The sequence below is a fragment of the Chitinophaga rupis genome (assembly GCF_900109685.1).
GTDB lineage: Bacteria > Bacteroidota > Bacteroidia > Chitinophagales > Chitinophagaceae > Chitinophaga > Chitinophaga rupis.
The window spans coordinates 618,772-638,018 of the sequence record NZ_FOBB01000001.1 but is presented as its reverse complement, the minus strand read 5'-3'; the positions used below and the strand labels follow the sequence as shown (position 1 = coordinate 638,018).

At 44.2% G+C, this 19,247-nt stretch carries 17 protein-coding genes and 1 tRNA gene; 10 read left to right on the top strand and 8 right to left on the bottom strand.

Going from position 1 to position 19,247, the window contains the following annotated elements; translation table 11 throughout:
• The first annotated feature begins 4 nt into the window (after positions 1-4).
• The 6 genes from BMZ54_RS02465 to BMZ54_RS02440 all read left to right on the top strand — a co-directional run bounded on the left by BMZ54_RS02465 (position 5) and on the right by BMZ54_RS02440 (position 6,220).
• Positions 5-1,594 carry a RagB/SusD family nutrient uptake outer membrane protein gene (locus BMZ54_RS02465; protein WP_089906558.1) on the top strand — a complete coding sequence of 530 codons (1,590 nt, stop codon included), beginning with the start codon at positions 5-7 and terminating at the stop codon, positions 1,592-1,594.
• Positions 1,595-1,696: 102 nt separating this feature from the next.
• Positions 1,697-1,783, top strand: a tRNA-Ser gene (locus BMZ54_RS02460).
• A gap of 218 nt (positions 1,784-2,001) precedes the next feature.
• Positions 2,002-2,910, top strand: coding sequence for a hypothetical protein (locus tag BMZ54_RS02455; protein ID WP_089906557.1), 909 nt, complete (start codon positions 2,002-2,004; stop codon positions 2,908-2,910).
• Between the two features lie 126 nt (positions 2,911-3,036).
• Positions 3,037-4,155: a tetratricopeptide repeat protein gene (locus tag BMZ54_RS02450; protein WP_089906556.1), complete on the top strand. Its 1,119-nt coding sequence runs from the start codon at positions 3,037-3,039 to the stop codon at positions 4,153-4,155.
• 360 nt (positions 4,156-4,515) lie between these two features.
• A complete protein-coding gene (locus tag BMZ54_RS02445) occupies positions 4,516-5,319 on the top strand; it encodes an SDR family NAD(P)-dependent oxidoreductase (protein WP_089906555.1) in 804 nt (267 codons plus the stop codon).
• Positions 5,320-5,383: 64 nt separating this feature from the next.
• On the top strand, positions 5,384-6,220 hold the full coding sequence (locus BMZ54_RS02440) for an RNA polymerase sigma factor (RefSeq protein ID WP_089906554.1): 837 nt from the start codon (positions 5,384-5,386) through the stop codon (positions 6,218-6,220).
• A 20-nt stretch (positions 6,221-6,240) separates the two neighbouring features.
• Here BMZ54_RS02440 and BMZ54_RS02435 read toward each other — a convergent pair whose 3' ends face one another.
• The 3 genes from BMZ54_RS02435 to BMZ54_RS02425 all read right to left on the bottom strand — a co-directional run bounded on the left by BMZ54_RS02435 (position 6,241) and on the right by BMZ54_RS02425 (position 9,544).
• Entirely contained in the window at positions 6,241-6,954 is a 714-nt protein-coding gene (locus tag BMZ54_RS02435) for a helix-turn-helix domain-containing protein (protein ID WP_238386465.1), read from the bottom strand.
• Positions 6,955-7,060: 106 nt separating this feature from the next.
• Complete coding sequence (locus BMZ54_RS02430) at positions 7,061-8,023, bottom strand: SDR family oxidoreductase (protein ID WP_089906552.1); 963 nt, start codon at positions 8,021-8,023, stop codon at positions 7,061-7,063.
• Between the two features lie 105 nt (positions 8,024-8,128).
• On the bottom strand, positions 8,129-9,544 hold the full coding sequence (locus BMZ54_RS02425; RefSeq protein ID WP_089906551.1) for an aminotransferase-like domain-containing protein: 1,416 nt from the start codon (positions 9,542-9,544) through the stop codon (positions 8,129-8,131).
• Between the two features lie 95 nt (positions 9,545-9,639).
• Between BMZ54_RS02425 and BMZ54_RS02420 the strand changes: the two genes are divergently transcribed.
• The 4 genes from BMZ54_RS02420 (at position 9,640) to BMZ54_RS02405 (ending at position 11,933) form a co-directional block, all read left to right on the top strand.
• Positions 9,640-10,080 (top strand): GNAT family N-acetyltransferase, encoded by a 441-nt coding sequence (locus tag BMZ54_RS02420; protein WP_089906550.1) that lies wholly within the window; start codon positions 9,640-9,642, stop codon positions 10,078-10,080.
• 76 nt (positions 10,081-10,156) lie between these two features.
• Positions 10,157-10,855: a helix-turn-helix transcriptional regulator gene (locus BMZ54_RS02415; RefSeq protein ID WP_089906549.1), complete on the top strand. Its 699-nt coding sequence runs from the start codon at positions 10,157-10,159 to the stop codon at positions 10,853-10,855.
• Between the two features lie 69 nt (positions 10,856-10,924).
• The gene (locus BMZ54_RS02410) at positions 10,925-11,341 is read left to right on the top strand and encodes a DUF1761 domain-containing protein (RefSeq protein WP_089906548.1); all 417 of its coding nucleotides are present in this window, start codon (positions 10,925-10,927) and stop codon (positions 11,339-11,341) included.
• Positions 11,342-11,351: 10 nt separating this feature from the next.
• Complete coding sequence (locus BMZ54_RS02405) at positions 11,352-11,933, top strand: YdeI/OmpD-associated family protein (protein WP_089906547.1); 582 nt, start codon at positions 11,352-11,354, stop codon at positions 11,931-11,933.
• A gap of 183 nt (positions 11,934-12,116) precedes the next feature.
• On the opposite strand, the gene BMZ54_RS02400 is transcribed toward BMZ54_RS02405, so the two are convergent.
• The 5 genes from BMZ54_RS02400 to BMZ54_RS02380 all read right to left on the bottom strand — a co-directional run bounded on the left by BMZ54_RS02400 (position 12,117) and on the right by BMZ54_RS02380 (position 19,088).
• Positions 12,117-12,953, bottom strand: a complete 837-nt coding sequence (locus tag BMZ54_RS02400) for an oxidoreductase (protein WP_089906546.1) — start codon at positions 12,951-12,953, stop codon at positions 12,117-12,119.
• Positions 12,954-13,144: 191 nt separating this feature from the next.
• Entirely contained in the window at positions 13,145-13,495 is a 351-nt protein-coding gene (locus tag BMZ54_RS02395) for a hypothetical protein (RefSeq protein WP_089906545.1), read from the bottom strand.
• A gap of 127 nt (positions 13,496-13,622) precedes the next feature.
• Positions 13,623-14,084: a hypothetical protein gene (locus BMZ54_RS02390; RefSeq protein WP_089906544.1), complete on the bottom strand. Its 462-nt coding sequence runs from the start codon at positions 14,082-14,084 to the stop codon at positions 13,623-13,625.
• Between the two features lie 25 nt (positions 14,085-14,109).
• The gene (locus BMZ54_RS02385; RefSeq protein WP_089906543.1) at positions 14,110-18,222 is read right to left on the bottom strand and encodes a DUF6531 domain-containing protein; all 4,113 of its coding nucleotides are present in this window, start codon (positions 18,220-18,222) and stop codon (positions 14,110-14,112) included.
• 131 nt (positions 18,223-18,353) lie between these two features.
• Positions 18,354-19,088: a GNAT family N-acetyltransferase gene (locus BMZ54_RS02380; protein ID WP_089906542.1), complete on the bottom strand. Its 735-nt coding sequence runs from the start codon at positions 19,086-19,088 to the stop codon at positions 18,354-18,356.
• Positions 19,089-19,247 lie beyond the last annotated feature (159 nt).

Here is a 19,247-nt window from a genome sequence, read left to right as displayed (position 1 = left end):
AGTTATGAAAAACAGGCATTGTATATATACAGGTTTGATGATGATAGCTGTGATACTATTCACGGGCAGCGCATGCACCAAACTGGATCCGGAAACTTTTTCGGAGATCGTGGAAGAAAATATTACTTATAAGGAATCAGATACATCTGCCATCATTGCGCAGGCCTACAGCCCTTTGCGGCCTGTAATGGCCGACTGGATGGGCCTATTTGACCTGCAGGAGGAAAGCGCCGATGAAATTATTACACCGGCACGGCCCAACGGCTGGTATGATGGCGGCACCTATCAGCGTATGCACCGTCACACCTGGACCTCTTTACAGGAACAGCCCAGCGCATTGTGGGGGCGTGTATACCTTGGCGTTGTAAATGCCAACCGTGCCATCTCATTAATTGAATCCGGCGAGCTGCCGGTAGGGGCGGCAAAGCCCGGCCTGCTTGCAGAGCTGAAGGCACTGCGCACTTACTATTACTACATTTTGTGCGACAACTTTGGCAATGTACCGCTGATCACTGACTACAAGGATCTTTCTGTTCCTAAACAAAGCAAGCGGCAGGAGGTATATGATTTTATGGTGAAGGAGCTGAATGATAATATGGCGCAGCTTCGTGAATCGGCCGGTACCGGCATGTACGGCCGGTTTAATAAATGGGCGGCTAAAACCCTGTTAGCTAAAATATATCTGAATGCACAGGTGTATACCGGTACAGCAGCGTTCCCCCAATGTTTGCAGCAGTGCAATGATATCATACAGGCTGCCGGCACGGTGGGCTATATGCTGGAGCCGCAGTACCGCGATAATTTCAAGACCAATAATGAAACCTCCCGGGAGCTGATCTTTACCATTCCTTATGACGATGTGAATGCGCCGGGCTTTATTATCCATATGAAAACACTGGATCCCCTGAGCCAGCAGGTATTCCGCATGGAAGCGCAGCCCTGGGGCGGTAACTGTGCGGTGCCGCAGTTCATTGACACCTATGATGCCGCTGACACCCGGTTAAAAGATACCTGGCTGCAGGGCCCGCAGAAAACGCCGGCTGGTGTGGAAGTGATCAACTATGTAAAATTTGTGGAGAGCATAGAAAAAAGTAAGTCCAATGAAGGCTACCGGATCGGTAAGTACGAGATCAAGGTGGGCGCTAAAGGCTCTTTAAGCAACGACTTCCCGGTATTCCGCTATGCAGATGTGCTGATGATGAAGGCGGAATGCCTGTTACGTGCCGGTCAGACTGCGGAAGCCGCTGCGTTGGTAACGCAGGTGCGCCAGCGTGCATTTGCCAGTACCACGCCTGCCAAAGCCACGGTTACTGTAGCTGACCTGCAAAAAGGCAGCAGCTACCAGTATGGTTACTGGAACAACGGGCAGATCACGGAGCTGCAGGGTGGGGCAGATGTTGCCTACGGCCGTTTCCTGGATGAGCTGGGCTGGGAGTTTGCGGCGGAAGGCCACCGCCGGCAGGACCTGATCCGTTTTGGTATTTTCACTACTAAAAAGTGGTTCCAGCACCGGCCCAACGGGGATAACCGGAAGCTGTTCTTTATACCGCAGGAGGAGATGAATAAGAACCCGAATTTGATACAAAACCCATAATAAGGCCTATAACCGCCCGCCATGTTTAAAGCATGGCGGGCTTTTTTTTGGAATTGTGGGTAAAAACCTTATTTTTGCGTCCCTGAATAAGGATTTTCAACCGGAGAAGTGCAGGAGTGGTTGAACTGGCACGCCTGGAAAGTGTGTAAACTCGAAAGGGTTTCAAGGGTTCGAATCCCTTCTTCTCCGCAAGCTTTAATGGGATGGACGCAAGTCTGTCCCTTTTTTATGCACACAGGTGAACATTCAAAAATTTACAATTACATTTGTGTCGCAAAACAATTAATGTTTGTTACCGGAAAAATATTTGAATTTTAACAGTCATTGTCTCATGTAAACCCTTTATTAACTTCAATAATCCATAAACATTTCAATTTAAAATTTGAACATCCCTTATCTATTTATCTATGAAAAAAAGCTTATTTGCAGCGTTATCACTGAGCGTATTGCTTTTTGCATGCTCGAAGGAAAAAGTAACCCAGGACAAGCCCGCTCCATCAGGAAAGAAAGTCCCTATTAATGTTAGTATTACTGATTTTGTAAAGAAGGTTGAGCAGTTACCCAGCCCTTTAGGCAGAAAAGGTAACATGTCTGCCAAGGACTCTGTACTCAGCACTAAGATTTCCGATATTTATTTCTTTTCATATGATAAAGATGGAAAGATCATCAATTTAATACATCAACGATCTACAGATGCTGATTTTGGGTACATTGCGGACTCCTTACCAACAGGAGAGAATACAATAGCGATGTTTGCATCCAGCGATTCTCTCAATACAACATCCAATGGGATCAACCTTAATATGAACCCCGTGACTTTCGAAATAATATCAGCATTTCCGGACATCTTTTACAAAAAAATAAAAATTAATGTAAGCCCTGATAGCACCAATAACTTCGATTTGTCTTTGGAACGTATTATGGCTCTTTTGGAAGTAAACATAACAGATGCTCCTGCCAATTCAAATATTAAAGTAAGCCTGAATGGTGAACATACTTACTTTGATCCATTTAGTGGCACGGGTTATACTGGAATTCCTATGCCGATGAATATTCCGCAAAGAGATCAGCATGTATTTAATTCACTTGTTATAAATACAAGTGATCCAATGTCTGTAGTTATCAGTTATCCTGACAAAACAACAAATGCTATCTTAACAAAGAGAATTAACGATATCAAACTTGAAAGAAACACGAAGACAATATTAACTGGTGTCCTGTACCCAGCGATACCGCCGGTGAATAACGTTAATGGTGGTTTCAGCGTTGTTAGCATTAATGATATCTGGAATCCTGATCAAACAATTGATTTTTAACAGCAACCAGGAAACGATTGCAGTCACTGTATATCATAAGCTTAAAGCTCTGATAACGGAAGTTATCAGGGCTTTTTTTGTTTTCTGTTTTCCTGTTACTTTTGCAACATATTTATCCACTAGCCCATGAACTGTAATACCGCTACAAAGTATATTTTCCTGTCATTTCTTTTTTTTGCTATAGCCTGTTCTGAGCCGGAAAAGCCGGTAACGAAGGAGGAGGCAGCAGCCGTAGCCACCTCACTGGCAAATGCCTTTGCCCATCGTAATGCCAGCCGGTTCAATGAGCTGCTGGATCTGGACGCCTTTAAAAAAAGGATCATGAGCCACGCCGGTAATAAACTTGCGCCAGCAACGGTGGAAGGTGTAATGAAAAGTATGAGATCGGGAGAATTTGGCCTTCAAATAGTAAGAGCCCTTGGCAATAAAGGAACTTATGAGCTGGTAAAGCAGTATGAAAAAGACAATCACCAGCACCTGGTCTTCCGGCTGTACAATGAGCAACTTAACTACCACGACTTAGAGATTATCAAAAAGGGGAACCAGGTTAAAATAGCAGACATATTCGTTTACATCACAGGAGAAAATCTAAGCAGTACTTTAGCTGAATCACTCCAGTCCATGACTGAACAAGAAGAAGCAGTAAAGGAAGTCGGCAAAAGAGATGTGAAAAAAGTACAGCTGATCAAAAAATACATCAATGCAAATGATTATGAAAGGGCCAGCCAGGTTTTTGAAACACTTCCTGCTGTGCTGAAAGAACAGAAGCTCATTAAAATGATATATGTTCAAATTGCCAGTGGCCTGGGAAATGATAAATATCTCGCTGCATTAAACAAGTTTCAACAAGAGTACCCGGACGCACCTAATATGTACCTGCTCATGGTTGACGCTTATTTCCTGAAGAAAGACTTTCCAGCTGCCCTGAAATGCATTAACCGCCTGGATTCACTTATTAACAAGGATCCTTTTTTAGATTATTACCGTGCATTGATCTGCAAAGAAAGTGATGATAATGTCAACAAGCTGGTTTATCTGAAAAGGCTGCATCAAAATATGCCCGGTTTTGGATCCGGCACGCTGGAATTAATCAATACCTATGTGGATGACAAACAATGGGACCAGGCGGTGCCACTTACCCAACAATACAGGAAGAGCAAAAATGCCGACACCACAACGCTTAAAATGTTGTACCTGCTGAATCCTGACTTCAAAAAGAAAATGAAGGCGGCAGATTATAATTAATTATACAGGCTTATCGGCCTGCCCAACCTATTGAGGTGGGATAAAAATAATATCGGGTATGGTATTTGAGTTTTTAACCAGATAAAAGCGCTGATCTTTCAGCGCTTTTTGTTTAGAATGAGATCATGGATCTGAACTCATTTTCAGAACAGCACTTTATACAGTGTGACTAACTTCTTTTTGCTCAATTTCAGAACCAACCTGCACTTACTTGCCGTTTAGCGGTAATACACAAACGCATACTTCTAAAAAATGCCGGAAACTTATTTACAATCAATTCGTTATGGGGTAGTATTTATTTTTTGAAAAAATCCCGACTGTTTTGCGTGGCTGAATCGTCAAAAGATAAAACCAAACAAAATGCAAAATCTAAAAGACAAAGTAGCCGTTGTATTTGCCGCATCCGGCGATATTGCAGGAGCAGTTGCGCGGTCATTTTCCGAACATGGGGCAAAGGTGTACGTTACCGCCCGTAACTCCGATGCCGTAAATGTATTAGCCCGGGAGATCAAGGCCAATGGCGGACGTGCGGAAGCCGCCAAAGTAGATGCGTTGAATGAAACGGACATTGACAACTTTTTAAAAAAGGTTGTCGCGGAGAATGGTAAGCTAGATGTTGTATTCAATGGCATTGGGCTTGGCTATGACGAGATGGGTGGACGCCCGCCTACAACGGTGGCGACTTTCGAACAATTTATGACCCCGATGGAAAAGATCTGCGGGTCGCAATTCCTTACTTCAAGGGCAGCGGCAAAGTATATGATACAAACCCAATCCGAAGGAACTATCCTATTGCTCACAGCTGCATTATCCAGGTCTAAGCTTTCCAATCTGGCAGGCATCACGGCTGCCAGTGCGGCCATCGAAGGATTAACGCGGGTGATGGCTGCTGAATGGGGAAGAGATGGAATAAAGGTGATCTGTATTTGTGCCGGCGCTTTAATGGAGACGAAGAGGATCTCAGGATGGATCGATGCTGCTGCGCAACAATACGGAATACCTGCGGAACAGCTGGTTGCACAATACAAGGCATTCGACATATTAAAGACAGGCCCGACATTGAAGCAAGTAGGTGAAACGGCCGCCTTCCTTGCTTCTGAAACGGGTGTAGCTTTCAACAGTCACATTGTTGATGTGGATTGCGGTAAGCTAAACATTTTATAATACATTAGCGGTTGCGGCCCTCCGGCGGAAGACTGCAACCGCATTTTATTTATTAATGAATTGAATGGAAAGAGAAGAGCTCCTCAAATCGGCGATATCCGGCGATATCAATGCATTCCAAACACTATTTGCAGAATTTCAAAACCAATTGAAATCCTATCTGTATCGTTTGCTTACAGACCGGGATGAGGTTGATGACCTAACGCATGATACCTTTATCAAGGCATTTACTAAGATATCAACCTTCAGGCAGGATTCTTCTCTGAAAACCTGGGTGTTTAAGATAGGGACCAACCTTGCCTACGATCATTTACGGAAATTAAAAAGATGGCGCCCTGATGCCCAGGACCGGGCAGCAGACCTGGCCATAAGTTCAGAGGAGATCAGGCAGGTTTTTTGGATGGTTCACGATACGTCGCCTGCCGGGGCTTACGAAATGAAAGAACATATCGATTACTGTTTCACATGTATTTCAAAAACATTACCCATAGAAAACCAGGTGGCACTGATCTTAAAGAACATCTATGATTTTCAGGTAAAGGAAATTTGTCTTATCCTCGAAAAGACGGAAGGCGTGATCAAACACCTGCTGAATGATGCCAGGAATACAATGACAGATATTTTCGAGCACAGGTGCGCCTTGATCAACCAGAATGGCGTTTGCCATCAATGTAGTCATATAAATGAAATTTTCAATCCTAAACAGGATCAGCAGGAGGAGCTGATGAAGCTGGAATTGGTAAAAGCTTCAAAGAAATATAACAGAGAGCAGCTTTTTGCCCTGCGCACATTATTGGTAAAGGCTATTGATCCCCTTCATGCTGCAGGTACTGATTTTCATGAGGAGATCATGAAGTGTCTCAGAACGGCCATTGGCGAGAAAAACGATTTTTTTGAGTGAAGCGGAATGAGGTCAATCTATTATATCTCTGCCGCTACTTCCGACGGCGTTTTTCCAAATTCTTTTTTAAATACAAAAGAAAAATGTGAAAGGTCTTCAAAGCCTACTTCAAGGTATACATCGCTTGGTTTTTGATTTTGTTTGCTGATCTGAAAATAAGCTTCGTCAAGCCGTTTCTTTTTAAGCCAGTTCCCGGGTGTTGTGCCAAAGGTCTTTTGAAAATCACGCTTGAAAGATGACAGGCTTCTTCCCGTGAGAAATGCAAAACGTTCCAGACTGACATTGAAACGGAAATTCCTGTTCATATAATCTTCTAAATCGATCTTGCCGGGAATACCGAAGTTGAACAGGATATTGGATAGATCCGGTTCAGACTTTAGCAGGATCAATAGCAGCTCTTCACGTTTAATATCAGAAAAGGTTTCGTCAAGCTCCAGGTCGCCTGCATAGTAAGGTTCCAGTGATTTGATGTAGCTCCTGATCCATTTATTCTCTTTTACAAACACAAATGAATCTCCATAATCCGGGACCTTTACATTGTAAGGATGCCGTTCCAGGAACTTTTTTAAAAACGGTTCATCCAGTGTAATGATGATCTTTTCAAACTGGTCTTTTTCCTTAAACTTTGTGTAGCGGATCAGGTGGTTTTTCCGGGCGATAAAGTAATCGCCCGGACCCATCGTATATCTTTTGTTGCCATCATAAGCTTTCATGGAACCTTTCAGCAGACACATAAAGAAATGTTCAGGTATGAACTGCTCAGGCGAGATCTCCGGGCCTAAATGACAGGAATGTATATGATTAAGCTTCAATTTTATGCATGCTAATTAAGTTACTAATTTACTCATTTACGCGACTGTCCACACTTGCCAAAATTGCCTCCTCCTTACTTTTTGGATGCCAGTCTAAAATTTCTCTTGCTTTCCTGTTCGACATTTCAATGTAAAATTCTTTTGCAGTAGGCTTCATGTCATTAATTTTAGCAGCTTTTTCAGGACGTTCTTTTTTGATCAGCTGAGCCACATCATAAAAGCTAACCGCACCTTCTGCTGTTGCCAAAAAGCGTTGCCCTTTCGCTTCAGGATGTAACATTGCTTTGATGTGGATGTCTGCCACATCCCGCACATCCGCCACACCAAAGGTAAATGCAGGGCTTTCCGTAACAGTGCCGTTAATGATCGCTTTGACTACTCCCTCAAAAGAGGCCGGATAAATATCTCCTATGATGGGGCCAAAAATTCCAACGGGATTAATAATGGCCAGCTCCAGAGCACCACCCTCGTTCTTAATAAAATCCCAGGCTGCTTTCTCTGCTATGGTTTTGGATTTGATGTAAGGTTGAAGCGGTGCATTTTCATCCGTCCAGTCTTCTTCTGTAAAAATATGTCGTTTAACGCGATTACTATAACCGATTGCCGCAAACGAAGAAGTTAACACCACCCGCTTTACCCCTGCATTTCTGGCGGCTTTCAAAACTCTCAGAGAACCGTCACGGGCAGGAATAATAAGTTCGTTCTCGTCCTGTGGTTGAACCAGCGGAAAAGGGGAAGCTACATGCAATACATAATCACAATCCTGTACAGCTTCGTCCCAACCTGCGTCTGCTAACAGATCGGCTTCAATAAAATGCAGGCGCTGCAGATCCGTTAGCCCGCCGTCTTTCAGCGCATTAACAATGCTTTCCTTTTTGGATAAGGAACGAAGGGTGGTTTTAACGGTGTATCCCTGTTGCAATAACTGTAAAATAGTGTGAATGCCCACAAATCCGGTTCCTCCTGTTACTAATACTGTTTGATTATTCATGATCTTACACATTTAATTATTGCTGCAAAGTTCAGTATTAAGTTGGGGGAGAGCTTTGTTGTGGAGTCCAATTTTGTTTTGTTGTGAAGGTCGGGTTCACTTCACTCACAGCATCATCTTCGCCAGCCTGCCAATTTGTATGAGCTTACTCCGCAGCTCTTCCGACCAGGTTAAACCAATGCCAAGCCTCATACAGTTTTCATATTGGTTTTGTAGCGTAAACATTCTGCCGGGAGCAATGCTGATCTTATGCTTGATCGCAAGATTGTACAGCGCTGTTGTATCAATTTTTTTAGGTAGCTCAACCCATAAGGTAAGCCCGCCCTGTGGCCTGCTTGTTTTGGTGCCTTCAGGAAAATGTTGGGAGATCGTATGCGCGTAATGCTGGTAATTGCTATATAACGTCTTGCGTAATTTCCGGAGATGGTTCTCATACCGGCCGCTTTTCAGATAGTTGGCTACTGCTTCCTGTGTAAGGGTAGGTGAAGATATTGCATGCGCCAGCTTTAATTTCAGGATCTGCTCCTTGTACCTGCCCGGCGCCACCCAGCCTACGCGATAGCCCGGGGCTAAGGTTTTAGAAACGGAGCTGCATAAGAGCACTGTGCCGTTTTTATCAAATGACTTACAACATTTTGGCCGGTGGCTGCCAAAATAAAGATCGCCATACAGGTCATCTTCTATGAGTGGAATATTATGTTTTGCCAGCAATGCCACCACCTCCTTTTTATTTTCATCCGGCATACAGCTTCCCAAAGGGGTACTGAAGTTTGTAACTAAAAGACAAAGATCGATCTTATGGATTGCTTTTTTCAGCGCTTCAATTTTTATACCTGTACTGGGATGAGTGGGCAGTTCAAGCACCTTCAGGCCAATGCTTCCTGCCAGCTGTAAAATGCCGGGGTAAACAGGGCTTTCTATGGCGATGGTATCGCCCGGCTTTGCTACCGCCATCATACAGAATGCCAGCGCATTCATGCCTCCCGCAGTGGTAACCAGGTCGTTTTCGTGCAGGCTGCCTCCCCAGGAAATAGAACGGGCTGCAATGATCTTTCGCAGTTTTTCATTTCCCTGCAATGCTTCATACCCGGCACCACTGTCCCGGAGCTGCCGTGTAGCGTGCATGATCTCTTTATTCAAGCCTGCCAGGGGCAATAATTCATCTGAAGGAACGCCAATGGAAAACAGCGTAAGGTCTTTCCGGCCCATATTCAGATAGACTTTACTGATCATTTCATCCGGCTCTTTATTGCTGCTTATCTGTGAAGGTTTGCTTGTTTCCGGAAGCGGAAGTCTTTTATGCGGTAACTGGCTTACAAAATATCCGGACTGGGGTATTGATTCTATCAGTGACTGTCCTTCCAGTTCCAGGTAAACCTTTTTTGCTGTGTTCATGCTAATGTTATGCTCATGACACAACTTTCTGACAGAGGGTAAGCGGTCGCCGGCTTTTAATACTTCCTTTCTGATCAGCTGCGCAAGGTTGTTTGATATTTGCAGATATAGAAAATCCTGCTTCATGCGGTAAAGATAACTGTGTCCATTTTAATATTAAAAACTGTGGCTGTATTCATTTAGGGCGCTTGCATAGCTTTGTACAAAAATTATAAAGAAACATGTCAGCAGTAAGCATTAAAACAGGTATTGAAAATATGGATGTTAAGGTAATTCATCGTTTCCTGAACGAGGATTCTTACTGGGCTAAGAACATTTCTTTTGAGCTGGTGCAGCATTCGCTGGAGCATTCCTTTTGTGTAGGTGCTTTTATTGATGGGCAGCAGGTCGGATTTGGAAGAGTGATCACTGATTATTACACTTTCGGCTGGTTCGCTGATTTCTTTGTATTACCAGCACATCGTGGGAAAGGGATCTCTAAGAAGATGTTATCTTTTATATTTGAACAGCCATGGTCAAAACGCTTGAGAAGGATCATGCTGAACACAAGTGATGCGCACGGGCTATATCGTCAGTTTCAGTTTAAAGATCTTTCAGGTCCTACCAAGCTCCTGGAAATTTACAGACCAGATGTTCATCTACAGTATGCAGAATGGCTGTAACTTTCTGCTGTAAGGGTTTCCGGGTGCCATTTTGTAATGTTGTCAAAATATCCTTTCTTCATTCCAACATTGCATAATGGATAATACCGATACAAAAAGGCTTTCCCGGCTAACTGCAATCCTTACACAGCTGCAGACCAAGCGTATTTTGACCGCTCCTGAACTTGCTGCTAAATTTTCGGTAAGCATCCGGACAATTTACAGGGACATCCGGGCACTGGAACAGGCTGGGGTTCCAATTCTGACCGAAGAAGGCAAGGGATATTCGCTGATGGAACATTACAGACTTCCGCCCGTAACGTTTACCGAAAGCCAGGCCAATGCTTTAATTATTGCCGAACAATTGGTACTGAAAAACAAAGACGCATCCTTCATTAAAGATTACTCAGAAGCTATTGACAAAATTAAAGCAGTATTAAATCATAGTGTAAAGGATAAAGCCAATTTACTTTCAGAAAGAACGAGGTTCGATCAAAACCTTAACCGCGAAAGGAGCAGTAATAATTTATCTGAGCTGCAGTTTGCACTTACAAACTTTAACCTGGTTAAAATTGAATATACCAACGAAACCAAAAAAACAAGTTCCAGGTTCATTGAACCGTTTGCATTATTAAGCACCCAGGAAAACTGGTTGTTGGTGGCCTGGTGCCGATTGCGGAAAGAGTTCCGGTATTTTCGTCTTGACAGGATCAAAAGGCTGGAGCTGCTTTCTGAAAAATTCACCCCGCACAAAATGACATTACAGGAATATTTTGACAAATTTTATAGTTCCTGAAATACCCCTGACATAGGGCTGTCATCTGACCCATTTAGATTTGCATTCTAAACAGTAAAAGTCAATTTTATGATTAGTCAATTAGCAAATTTAAACTGGATCAGCGTTTCACTTGCATTTGTTGTGTATTTTTTGCTTGGTGCCTTATGGTTCACATTGCTTTTTAGTAAGCAGTATAAAATTTCGCTGGGTCGTGAAAACGAAACTCTCCAAAACAATGCGCCGATTTTTATTGTAGGTCCTGCGATTTGCTCACTGGTGATCACCATTGTGAGCGCAGTTTTAATTTATGCGCTGAACATTCATCATTTGGCAGATGCTTTGGAGTTTGCATTAGTTATTGGTATTGGGTACTTGTTTGCCAATACGGTTAATATTGCTATCAACCCTAATATTCCCCGCCCCATTCTTTACGGAATTATAACCGGTACCTATCATTTACTGGGCATATTGATCGTAAGCATCATTTTAATTACAATGAAATAATGTGAACGTAATGCAAAAAAAGCAGGTAGCAACTTTTTGCCCGGCAAGCCGGGAAGACTGGCGGCAATGGTTAAAAGAAAACCATCGTTCAAAGCAATCCGTGCTGCTTGTTTATTATAAGAAGAAGTCTAATATTCCATCAGTAATTTACAGTGAAGCTGTTGACGAAGCACTTTGCTTTGGCTGGATAGACAGCACACGAACGTCCCTGGGCGATGATAAGTTCATGCAGTTTTTCTGCAAACGTAAACCGAAAAGCGTTTGGTCAAAGATCAACAAGGAAAAGGTACAGCGGCTAATTGAAGAAGGGCTTATGACAGCGGCAGGTTACGAGTGTATTGAAGCTGCAAAGGAAAATGGTTCGTGGACAATTTTAGACGATGTTGAAAAATTGAAAATACCGAAAGATCTGGCTAACGGATTTAAAAGCAATCCAGGGTCAAAGGACTATTTTATGAGCTTAAGCAGATCTGTTAAAAAAAGCATTTTACAATGGCTGGTGCTTGCCAAACGGCCTGAAACGAGGCAAAAAAGGATCAATGAAATAGCGGAACTTGCAAGTCAGCGGCTGAAACCTAAACAATTCAGATGAAGGGAAACTATGTAAGGCAAGTAACGTTGAGACCATCGCCCGCATTTTACAACACCTGTGCAGATGTTGATGTATTTGTTTCAACGTTGTACCGCCTGGCGGCTAACAGACGGCGCGGATAATTAATAATTAATATGAGCAACCGGCATTTAAAACGGTTGCTCATATTATATGTTTGAGGGATTAAACGTTGGTGCTTAGTTTAGTATCAACAGCTACTGATTGCCAGGCTGCGAGATCTTGCAAAAGTTGTTCGCTATGCTTTTTAATTGCATTTACTGCATCTTCTCCCAGCTGTAATCTTAAAGGTGTTTTTTCTGCGGCCAGCGCTTTATCAATAGCAGCTGCAGCTTTTGCAGGATCGCCTTCCTGCGTGCCATTCATTCCCCTGGCAAAATTTCTTGTTGCTCCAACGGTTTCCTTGTAAGCATCCAGCTCTGGCATATGTTTCATTGCGGCGCCTGCTAATTCGGTCCTGAAATTACCTGGTTCTACGATCAGCACTTTTATTCCCAGGGGTGCCAACTCATCGGCTAAAGCCTCTGAATAGCCTTCCAGCGCACATTTTGAAGCGGAGTATGCGCTGAATCCTGCAAAAGAGAGCTGTCCGCCTAAGCTGCTGATGTTAACAATGGCTCCCGATCTTTGCTGTCTGAATATTGGGAGGAAAGCCTGTGTTACGCTTGCAGCGCCAAAAAAATTTGTGTCCATCAGGGCCCGTAACTCGCTTTCCGGCGTTTCTTCAACAGCGCCCACTATGCCATACCCGGCATTATTGATCAGCACATCAACCCGGCCAAAGCGATCGATGGCTTTTTTAACTGCATCGGAGATTTCAGCGTTGTTATTTACATCCATTTTTATGGCCTCTATCTGGTCAGGTGCAAGCGCTTTTATGCTTTCCAATTTATCCAGACGGCGTGCGGTAATTACTACTTTATAACCTTGTGTGATAGCATATTCGGCAAATGCCTTTCCAAAACCTGATGAGGCGCCGGTGATAAACCATACTTTTTCCATGACTACTTTTTTTTAGAATTATAAGGTTACTTGATAATTATATATGGGTTGTTTGTAACAATGATACAAAATTGACGAGAACAGCGCAAGGGTGCTATTTCCCTATCGAAGTAACCGGGACTCCTGCTGAATTTACATTTGAGATCAGATGTCCTGCAATTCGCGAGTTACTGAGCGTAGTAGAAACCAGTTCAATCATCATCATCCATAAACCGGAATGATTCACAATCGTTTAATAGCATACGAATGCGCAGAGAAATATCCTGGTTTTCAGTCGGTTCTTCATAGCCCGCATACTGATGTATCCTATCGAGGACTTCTACGGCAAATTGATCTGTTTCATCGGGGTTCTGCATTACAATTATCCGTAACCCTAAAAGATCATCGGTATAAACAGTAGGTACTTCATCCCGGATGTAGTTCTCAAATCCGCCAAAGCTATCATTTTTGGAAGTTAACCTTTCTGATATAATTTCGGCAACTGCTGTAAGGTCTCTTTTTTCGCAAGTGAAGAACACACTTCCGTATATACCAAAAGTCATATATAATGGAGCTTAAACTTTTATAGCAGTTATGCATTCAGAATAGCCTGCGAGAACCTTTCAAAATTCATGCTTGTACATTTGCACAACTGTTAATTCCATAAGGCTGCAAATTTTGAATACTATACTACCGGATATTGGAGATCTTTATATTCTCCGGGGAAAGCAGATTAATATCATAGTACCGCTCGTAAGTGGAATGGGCGCGGATGGTATCATTCATCAGATCTATTCCCACAAATGGATTAGACTGTGTGCTGAAAAAAGCCCATTTGAGATTGCCATTTTTATCTTCCAACGCCACAAATCCCTCATTGCCCATACCGCCTTCTCCACAGTAAATGGTGTCGCCGTTTTCTAGTTTTATGTGTTGGGGGTGTAGCTCTATTTCTGTCCATGGATCATCGTTGTATTTTTCAATACTTTCTACAGTGGTGTCACAAATAGCATTGATGAAATATGATTTTTCTGTGCCGTCAGTAACGGAGTAACCGCTCATAATAATAACTTCTCCACTACCCAGCAATATACTATCATAGCCAAGTAATTCTTTATTTTTCCAGTGTTCCTGAACAATCTGCTGAGACATACTCTACTCGTATTTTTATTGTTTGTTAATCACATTTCGCGGCTACGATCTGAGGACGTTCCTTTCTGCCTTCTGCAGGTAATGCAATTTTCGGCAGGTCCTTTCTATGCTTAGGTCTTGAATTTAATTTTTTCTTCAGGTTGCTGCCGTAAGTACCACCGCCTGGTCTTGCATCATCCAAATTAACAAGCTTTATCGGTACGCTTTCCACACCTGCTCTTTGCGCGGCTACCAATCTTCTGTTATCAAGGCTCACCCGTTGACCATTAACTTCTGCAACCTCTAGTGGACTTCTTTCCCATTCCCACTGGCCAGCTCTCATAGCTTCTTCATATTCAGCTACCGGTTCTGTTACATAGCCTTGGGAGAAGTTAAGTGTGTTCGGATCAACCCATTCCAAACCGGTTCCGCCGTTAAGGCCCATAATGTCTACAAGCACATTCGTATCCTTCACATAACCATACAACCTGCTCCCCCCATCCAATCTTATCGGATCCTGGCTAATATACCCTCCCTCATCCGGGCTATAATACCTGAACCTGTTATAATACAACCCTGTCTCCACATCCTCATACTGCCCCTGGTATCTGAAAGGCACCAGCTCCCGCTCACCTGCTAACTTACGCACCTGGCCATAAATATCCAATTCGCAGGCCCATACTTTTTCACCGGTAGCATCATAAGCCTCACAAGGGGTGCCGAGGTGATCGTTGATAATAGAATACTGCTGCCCGTTAATAATCTTAGCAGCCGGCGCAAAGGTGCCATCTTCAAACACCCAGGTAGCCAGGGTTTCAGCTGGTACCGGTTCAGGATGGTTCAAGGCTACGTTGCCCAGTTCATCTATAGTAGTAACAGGGCGTTCAGTGCTGGTATAATTCCATTCATGCAATGGCACATTGCCATCCCATACAAAACGGGTGATCGTTCCATTGAACTGTTTTTCTATACGCCGGCCTAAAGGATCATAGCGGAACTCAACCGGCCTGCCATCCGGGCGAACTACCTTTTTCAGCATGCCATTGCCATACCACTCGTATTCCCAGGTAGCGCCACCCACTGGTGCAGCGGTAACTATTTTTTTAACAAGGTTACCTTCATCGTCATAAATGAAACGGGCGTCATTGGTTTCCTGCAGCTTGCCACCGGGTCCATATTTGCGGTCCTTACGTTCAGGTGTTTTATATAAGTTACCGGTTTTGTCAGGCAGGCGGTAGTCATAAGTGCCGTCTTCATACTGGGCCCAGGCCAGGTTTTCAAGATCATCATGACCAAAAGTAACATGGGTGTTGCTAATGCCATTAATGATCTGTTTCAGCCGCTGGTTGGGATCCCAGCGATAGTGCCGGCGGCGGAAAGCACGTTGCTCGCTGCTTACGGTGTGGCTTTCGGGCATACCGGAACGGTCATAGGTCCAGCTGCTTTTAATGCCGCCGGGTAAGGTACGTTCTATTTCAAGACCTAAAAGATTACGTTCAATATGCGCGGTCCAGGGGCTCTGGTCACCGGCCGCTTGTGCAAGCATACCGGTTACATCACCGGCTGCATTGTGTTGTAATTGTATGAACGCACCTAAGCTGCTCTGCAGCTTATTACGCCGTCCGTTGTGGTTGTAAGAGCTGTTTACGGTGTAGCCATTCTGCCATTCCTGCGTTATGCGGCCCATTATATCGCGCTGGAATTTCACGGTGCTGTGCTCATTCATGGCTTCTATGAGATGACCGCTGCGGTTGTAGCTATAGGTTTCCCAGCTGCCATCGCTATACTCTGCACGGGTCAGGCGGCCATTATAGTCATATTCATACCCGGTCCAGCGTTCGCCGGGGCGCTGTACTTTAAGTACTTTGCCGGCAGCATCTCTTTCATAATTACGTTGCAGGCCATCAAAGCCGGTTTCCCGGATAATATCGCCACGGTCGTTACGGGAAAAATGATAAGTTTCTCCATGCTCATTCACCAAACCTGTCAGCTGTTCTTCCTTATTATATATGAAGTGCAGCTTTACGCCGTTCTCTTCCCGCATTTTCAGGCTGCCCAGGGGCGTGTAGGCAAAACGTACGTTATGGTATTTATCGCGGGCCTGCAGCACTTCGTCATATGCGTTGTATTGCAGCTGTACCTGGTTGCCATCTGCTAAATTAATTTCCGTAGCACGGCCCAGCGCATCATAACGGATATATTGTTCCTGCTGCAGCGGATTGCTTGATTTTATACAGCGTCCCCAGGCATCATAGGTCCAGGTGGAGTGGCCGCCATCCGGCAGCGTTAATGCAATGAGGTTATGATCGGCATCGTATTCCAGCAAGGATTGTTTGTCCTGCTCATCTTCTATTTTGCTCAGCAGGTTCTGGCTGTTATACCGGTAGATAGAAATGCGGCCGTCTGCTTCTGTAATGGTATGCAGCAGCCCTTTGCAGGATCCTTTTTTGTAATAAATGTAAGTGCGGCTGGCGCCCTGCGGATCACTCACTAATGTTAAGCGCTGCTCCTCATCATAATTAAACGTATAGGCGCTGCCATCCGGCTGGGTGACACGGGTAATGTTGCCCCATTCATCATAGCTATAGCCGGTTACATTGGCTTCTTCATCTATCTCACGGTAGATCTCAAAATCTTCTGTGTATTCAAGGAAGCGGGAATTACCCAATGGATCTTTGATCTGTGTAACTACAAAATCAGGTGTATAATAATAAGCCGTGCTTTTGCCCAATGAATTGGTGATAAGATTATAACCTTTTTCCGGATGATATTCCAGCCATCCTTCCAGGATCCCATCATCGCCCCAGGTATGTACGCAACGGCCCTTATGATCGTATTCCCAATAGAAACTCTGTCCGTTACGGTCTGTTTTGGCTACCATTAAATGGTTGCGGTATTGGATGCGGGTGGTTTGATCCAACGCATCTGTGATGGCTGCCAGGTCGCCGGCTTCATTGTAGCCGTAACGGATCATCACCTGTTCTGCACCGCGGTGCCGGGCAGTTACACTGGTCATGCGGCCTGCATCATCGTTGGTAATGTGCAGGTGCCGCCCGGCGCTGTCAATCACCCGTACCAGCTCTCCTTTGCTATTGTAGTGAAAGCTGATGAGGAAACCGGCTTCATTGCAGATGGAATATAAACGATACTGTTTATCCGTCGGGTGAACTTTGCGGAAGTTATAATACAACCGCTCACTATGATCCTGCAATTGAAATTCATCTATATCTGTGCGGGTAAGCGTTAGCTTTTCATGCCGGTTATAATCCATGTTGCCTGCATAAGGCAGGGCTTCAAATACTGCGCTGCGGCCATCGCCCAGCAATACAACGGTTGCATGGTCCTGCTCAAAAGATTGTACGCGCAGGTCATAGCTGAAATGTGTGCCATGGCCTAATACCCCATTATGCTTACTGTCACTGTTCCAGGAACGTTCCCAGCGCAGTGGAATAGGGCCGGCCAGCTCAAAATCCGTTCCATCATAGATCACAATGCCCTGCACCAGGTCTACTGGTTCAAAGCCTTTTTTACACAGGAACTTGCTAAGCTTATTACTGCCCAGCTTCCCTTTAAGTGCATGATTGAATTTAGTGAGCGCTTTTTTACCCAGCTTTCCAACACCTTTCATTAAAGCACCAAATCCAAAGCTCATGACCAGGTTCAGTAAAGCGCCCGCCCAATCCGGCACATAGGGGCCGCCTACCATTACCGGTTTGCCAAAAGAAAGTGGTATGGAAAAGGAAGTAGGCAGGTACATGCTGGGAATGGGCTTCATTTTTTTGCCGGGCTGCAAAGAAAGCGGAATGCCAATATCGTTACAGGTCATTAGCATATGACCGGAGGGGCTCATTAAGTTGCCTTCCACTTTAGTGGTCTGGCTGCCAAAGAAGTTCACAGAATCATGCCCTATCATAGGCGCCAGCAGAAAAGGCCCGCCCATGGGAATATGAAAGAGGATTATAAAAATACCGGAGGTATCGCTCTTACCGCGGGGTACATGATTAATTTTAGTAGTAGCGCCAATGAATGGAATATAATCCATCGGATCTACTACAAAACCGATGTATGGATGCGGCAGGGGAATAGGAAAGCCTAACAGGATCACGATATGGATGTCCAGGCCTATTACGGGTGTAAAATGTTTGTTGGTTAACAGCATTGTTTAAGTTTTAACTCACAATGACATTTCGTAGATATTGGGAACAAGACAAAGATATGGTTACTATACAATAAGCATATTCAGGGTTGCAATATAGGTTTTTTGTAAAAAACGTACGTATTAATAAAAAATCAGGAGAGGGACCCTTTTAATACAAAACCACAACACTTTAAACCGGCTTTCAGCAAGGTGGCTTTGGAGGCCTGGTTCTTAATGTTACAACGGGCAGCCGGTACCCGGCCCAGTAGGTAGGCTTCTTTTTTTAGCTCCTGTACAATTAAGCTGCCCAATCCTTTTTGCCGCATGCCTTCTTTCACGCTCATGTAAATGTCTGCATAAGGCAGGTTGTAGTTCAGCATTAGCCCGCCTTCGGCCACTTCTTCACCATCCATTTCTAAAGTATAATTGCCGACGTTGTACCTGTTAGGATCTTCAAGCCGTTTTTTGCCGAAGATCACCCCAGGTACCTGCAGGTGCGTGGTGTAATGTTCTTCAAATAAAATAGCTTCTGCATTAATGTTCTGCGCATACTCATAAAGCATGGCTGTTATCAGCGTATCATTACTCTGGCATTCAATAAAAGTAGCGCCGCAAGCGGCCCGGAGCTCCGGGAAAATATAATTGGCTTTTTCACGGAAAGGCGGCAGGATGTAAAATTCAAAAATGGCATCCCGGTCCTCTCTCCTGCTTTGGCCCCACACGGCGCCGTAACCTACCTTTTGCCCATTTACCAGGAACAGGTAAGTATCTGCCCAGTCATACAGGTGGCACTTATCATAAATAAACTGGAAGTTACTTTCATGCAAAAATAAGCTGCGCAGCGGCTGTATATCAGCCAGCGCAACCGGGATTACTTTTATGTCCATATGCCGCAGGCGTAAAATATGAATGGTTTAGATATTCCATCACGTAAAGTACAAAATGTGCAGGAAAGTGAGGGGGCGATGGTATAAATGGAAAAACCGGACAAGAAAATCCGGTTTTTGTCCGCGTGATGCGAAACATGCATATATAATTCCTCACTA

Coding starts and splice junctions, on each gene's coding strand:
- BMZ54_RS02465 (WP_089906558.1), top strand. CDS start 5: ATGAAAAACAGGCATTGTATATATACAGGTTTGATGATGATAGCTGTG.
- BMZ54_RS02455 (WP_089906557.1), top strand. CDS start 2,002: ATGAAAAAAAGCTTATTTGCAGCGTTATCACTGAGCGTATTGCTTTTT.
- BMZ54_RS02450 (WP_089906556.1), top strand. CDS start 3,037: ATGAACTGTAATACCGCTACAAAGTATATTTTCCTGTCATTTCTTTTT.
- BMZ54_RS02445 (WP_089906555.1), top strand. CDS start 4,516: ATGCAAAATCTAAAAGACAAAGTAGCCGTTGTATTTGCCGCATCCGGC.
- BMZ54_RS02440 (WP_089906554.1), top strand. CDS start 5,384: ATGGAAAGAGAAGAGCTCCTCAAATCGGCGATATCCGGCGATATCAAT.
- BMZ54_RS02435 (WP_238386465.1), bottom strand. CDS start 6,954: ATGTGTCTGCTGAAAGGTTCCATGAAAGCTTATGATGGCAACAAAAGA.
- BMZ54_RS02430 (WP_089906552.1), bottom strand. CDS start 8,023: ATGAATAATCAAACAGTATTAGTAACAGGAGGAACCGGATTTGTGGGC.
- BMZ54_RS02425 (WP_089906551.1), bottom strand. CDS start 9,544: ATGAAGCAGGATTTTCTATATCTGCAAATATCAAACAACCTTGCGCAG.
- BMZ54_RS02420 (WP_089906550.1), top strand. CDS start 9,640: ATGTCAGCAGTAAGCATTAAAACAGGTATTGAAAATATGGATGTTAAG.
- BMZ54_RS02415 (WP_089906549.1), top strand. CDS start 10,157: ATGGATAATACCGATACAAAAAGGCTTTCCCGGCTAACTGCAATCCTT.
- BMZ54_RS02410 (WP_089906548.1), top strand. CDS start 10,925: ATGATTAGTCAATTAGCAAATTTAAACTGGATCAGCGTTTCACTTGCA.
- BMZ54_RS02405 (WP_089906547.1), top strand. CDS start 11,352: ATGCAAAAAAAGCAGGTAGCAACTTTTTGCCCGGCAAGCCGGGAAGAC.
- BMZ54_RS02400 (WP_089906546.1), bottom strand. CDS start 12,953: ATGGAAAAAGTATGGTTTATCACCGGCGCCTCATCAGGTTTTGGAAAG.
- BMZ54_RS02395 (WP_089906545.1), bottom strand. CDS start 13,495: ATGACTTTTGGTATATACGGAAGTGTGTTCTTCACTTGCGAAAAAAGA.
- BMZ54_RS02390 (WP_089906544.1), bottom strand. CDS start 14,084: ATGTCTCAGCAGATTGTTCAGGAACACTGGAAAAATAAAGAATTACTT.
- BMZ54_RS02385 (WP_089906543.1), bottom strand. CDS start 18,222: ATGCTGTTAACCAACAAACATTTTACACCCGTAATAGGCCTGGACATC.
- BMZ54_RS02380 (WP_089906542.1), bottom strand. CDS start 19,088: ATGGACATAAAAGTAATCCCGGTTGCGCTGGCTGATATACAGCCGCTG.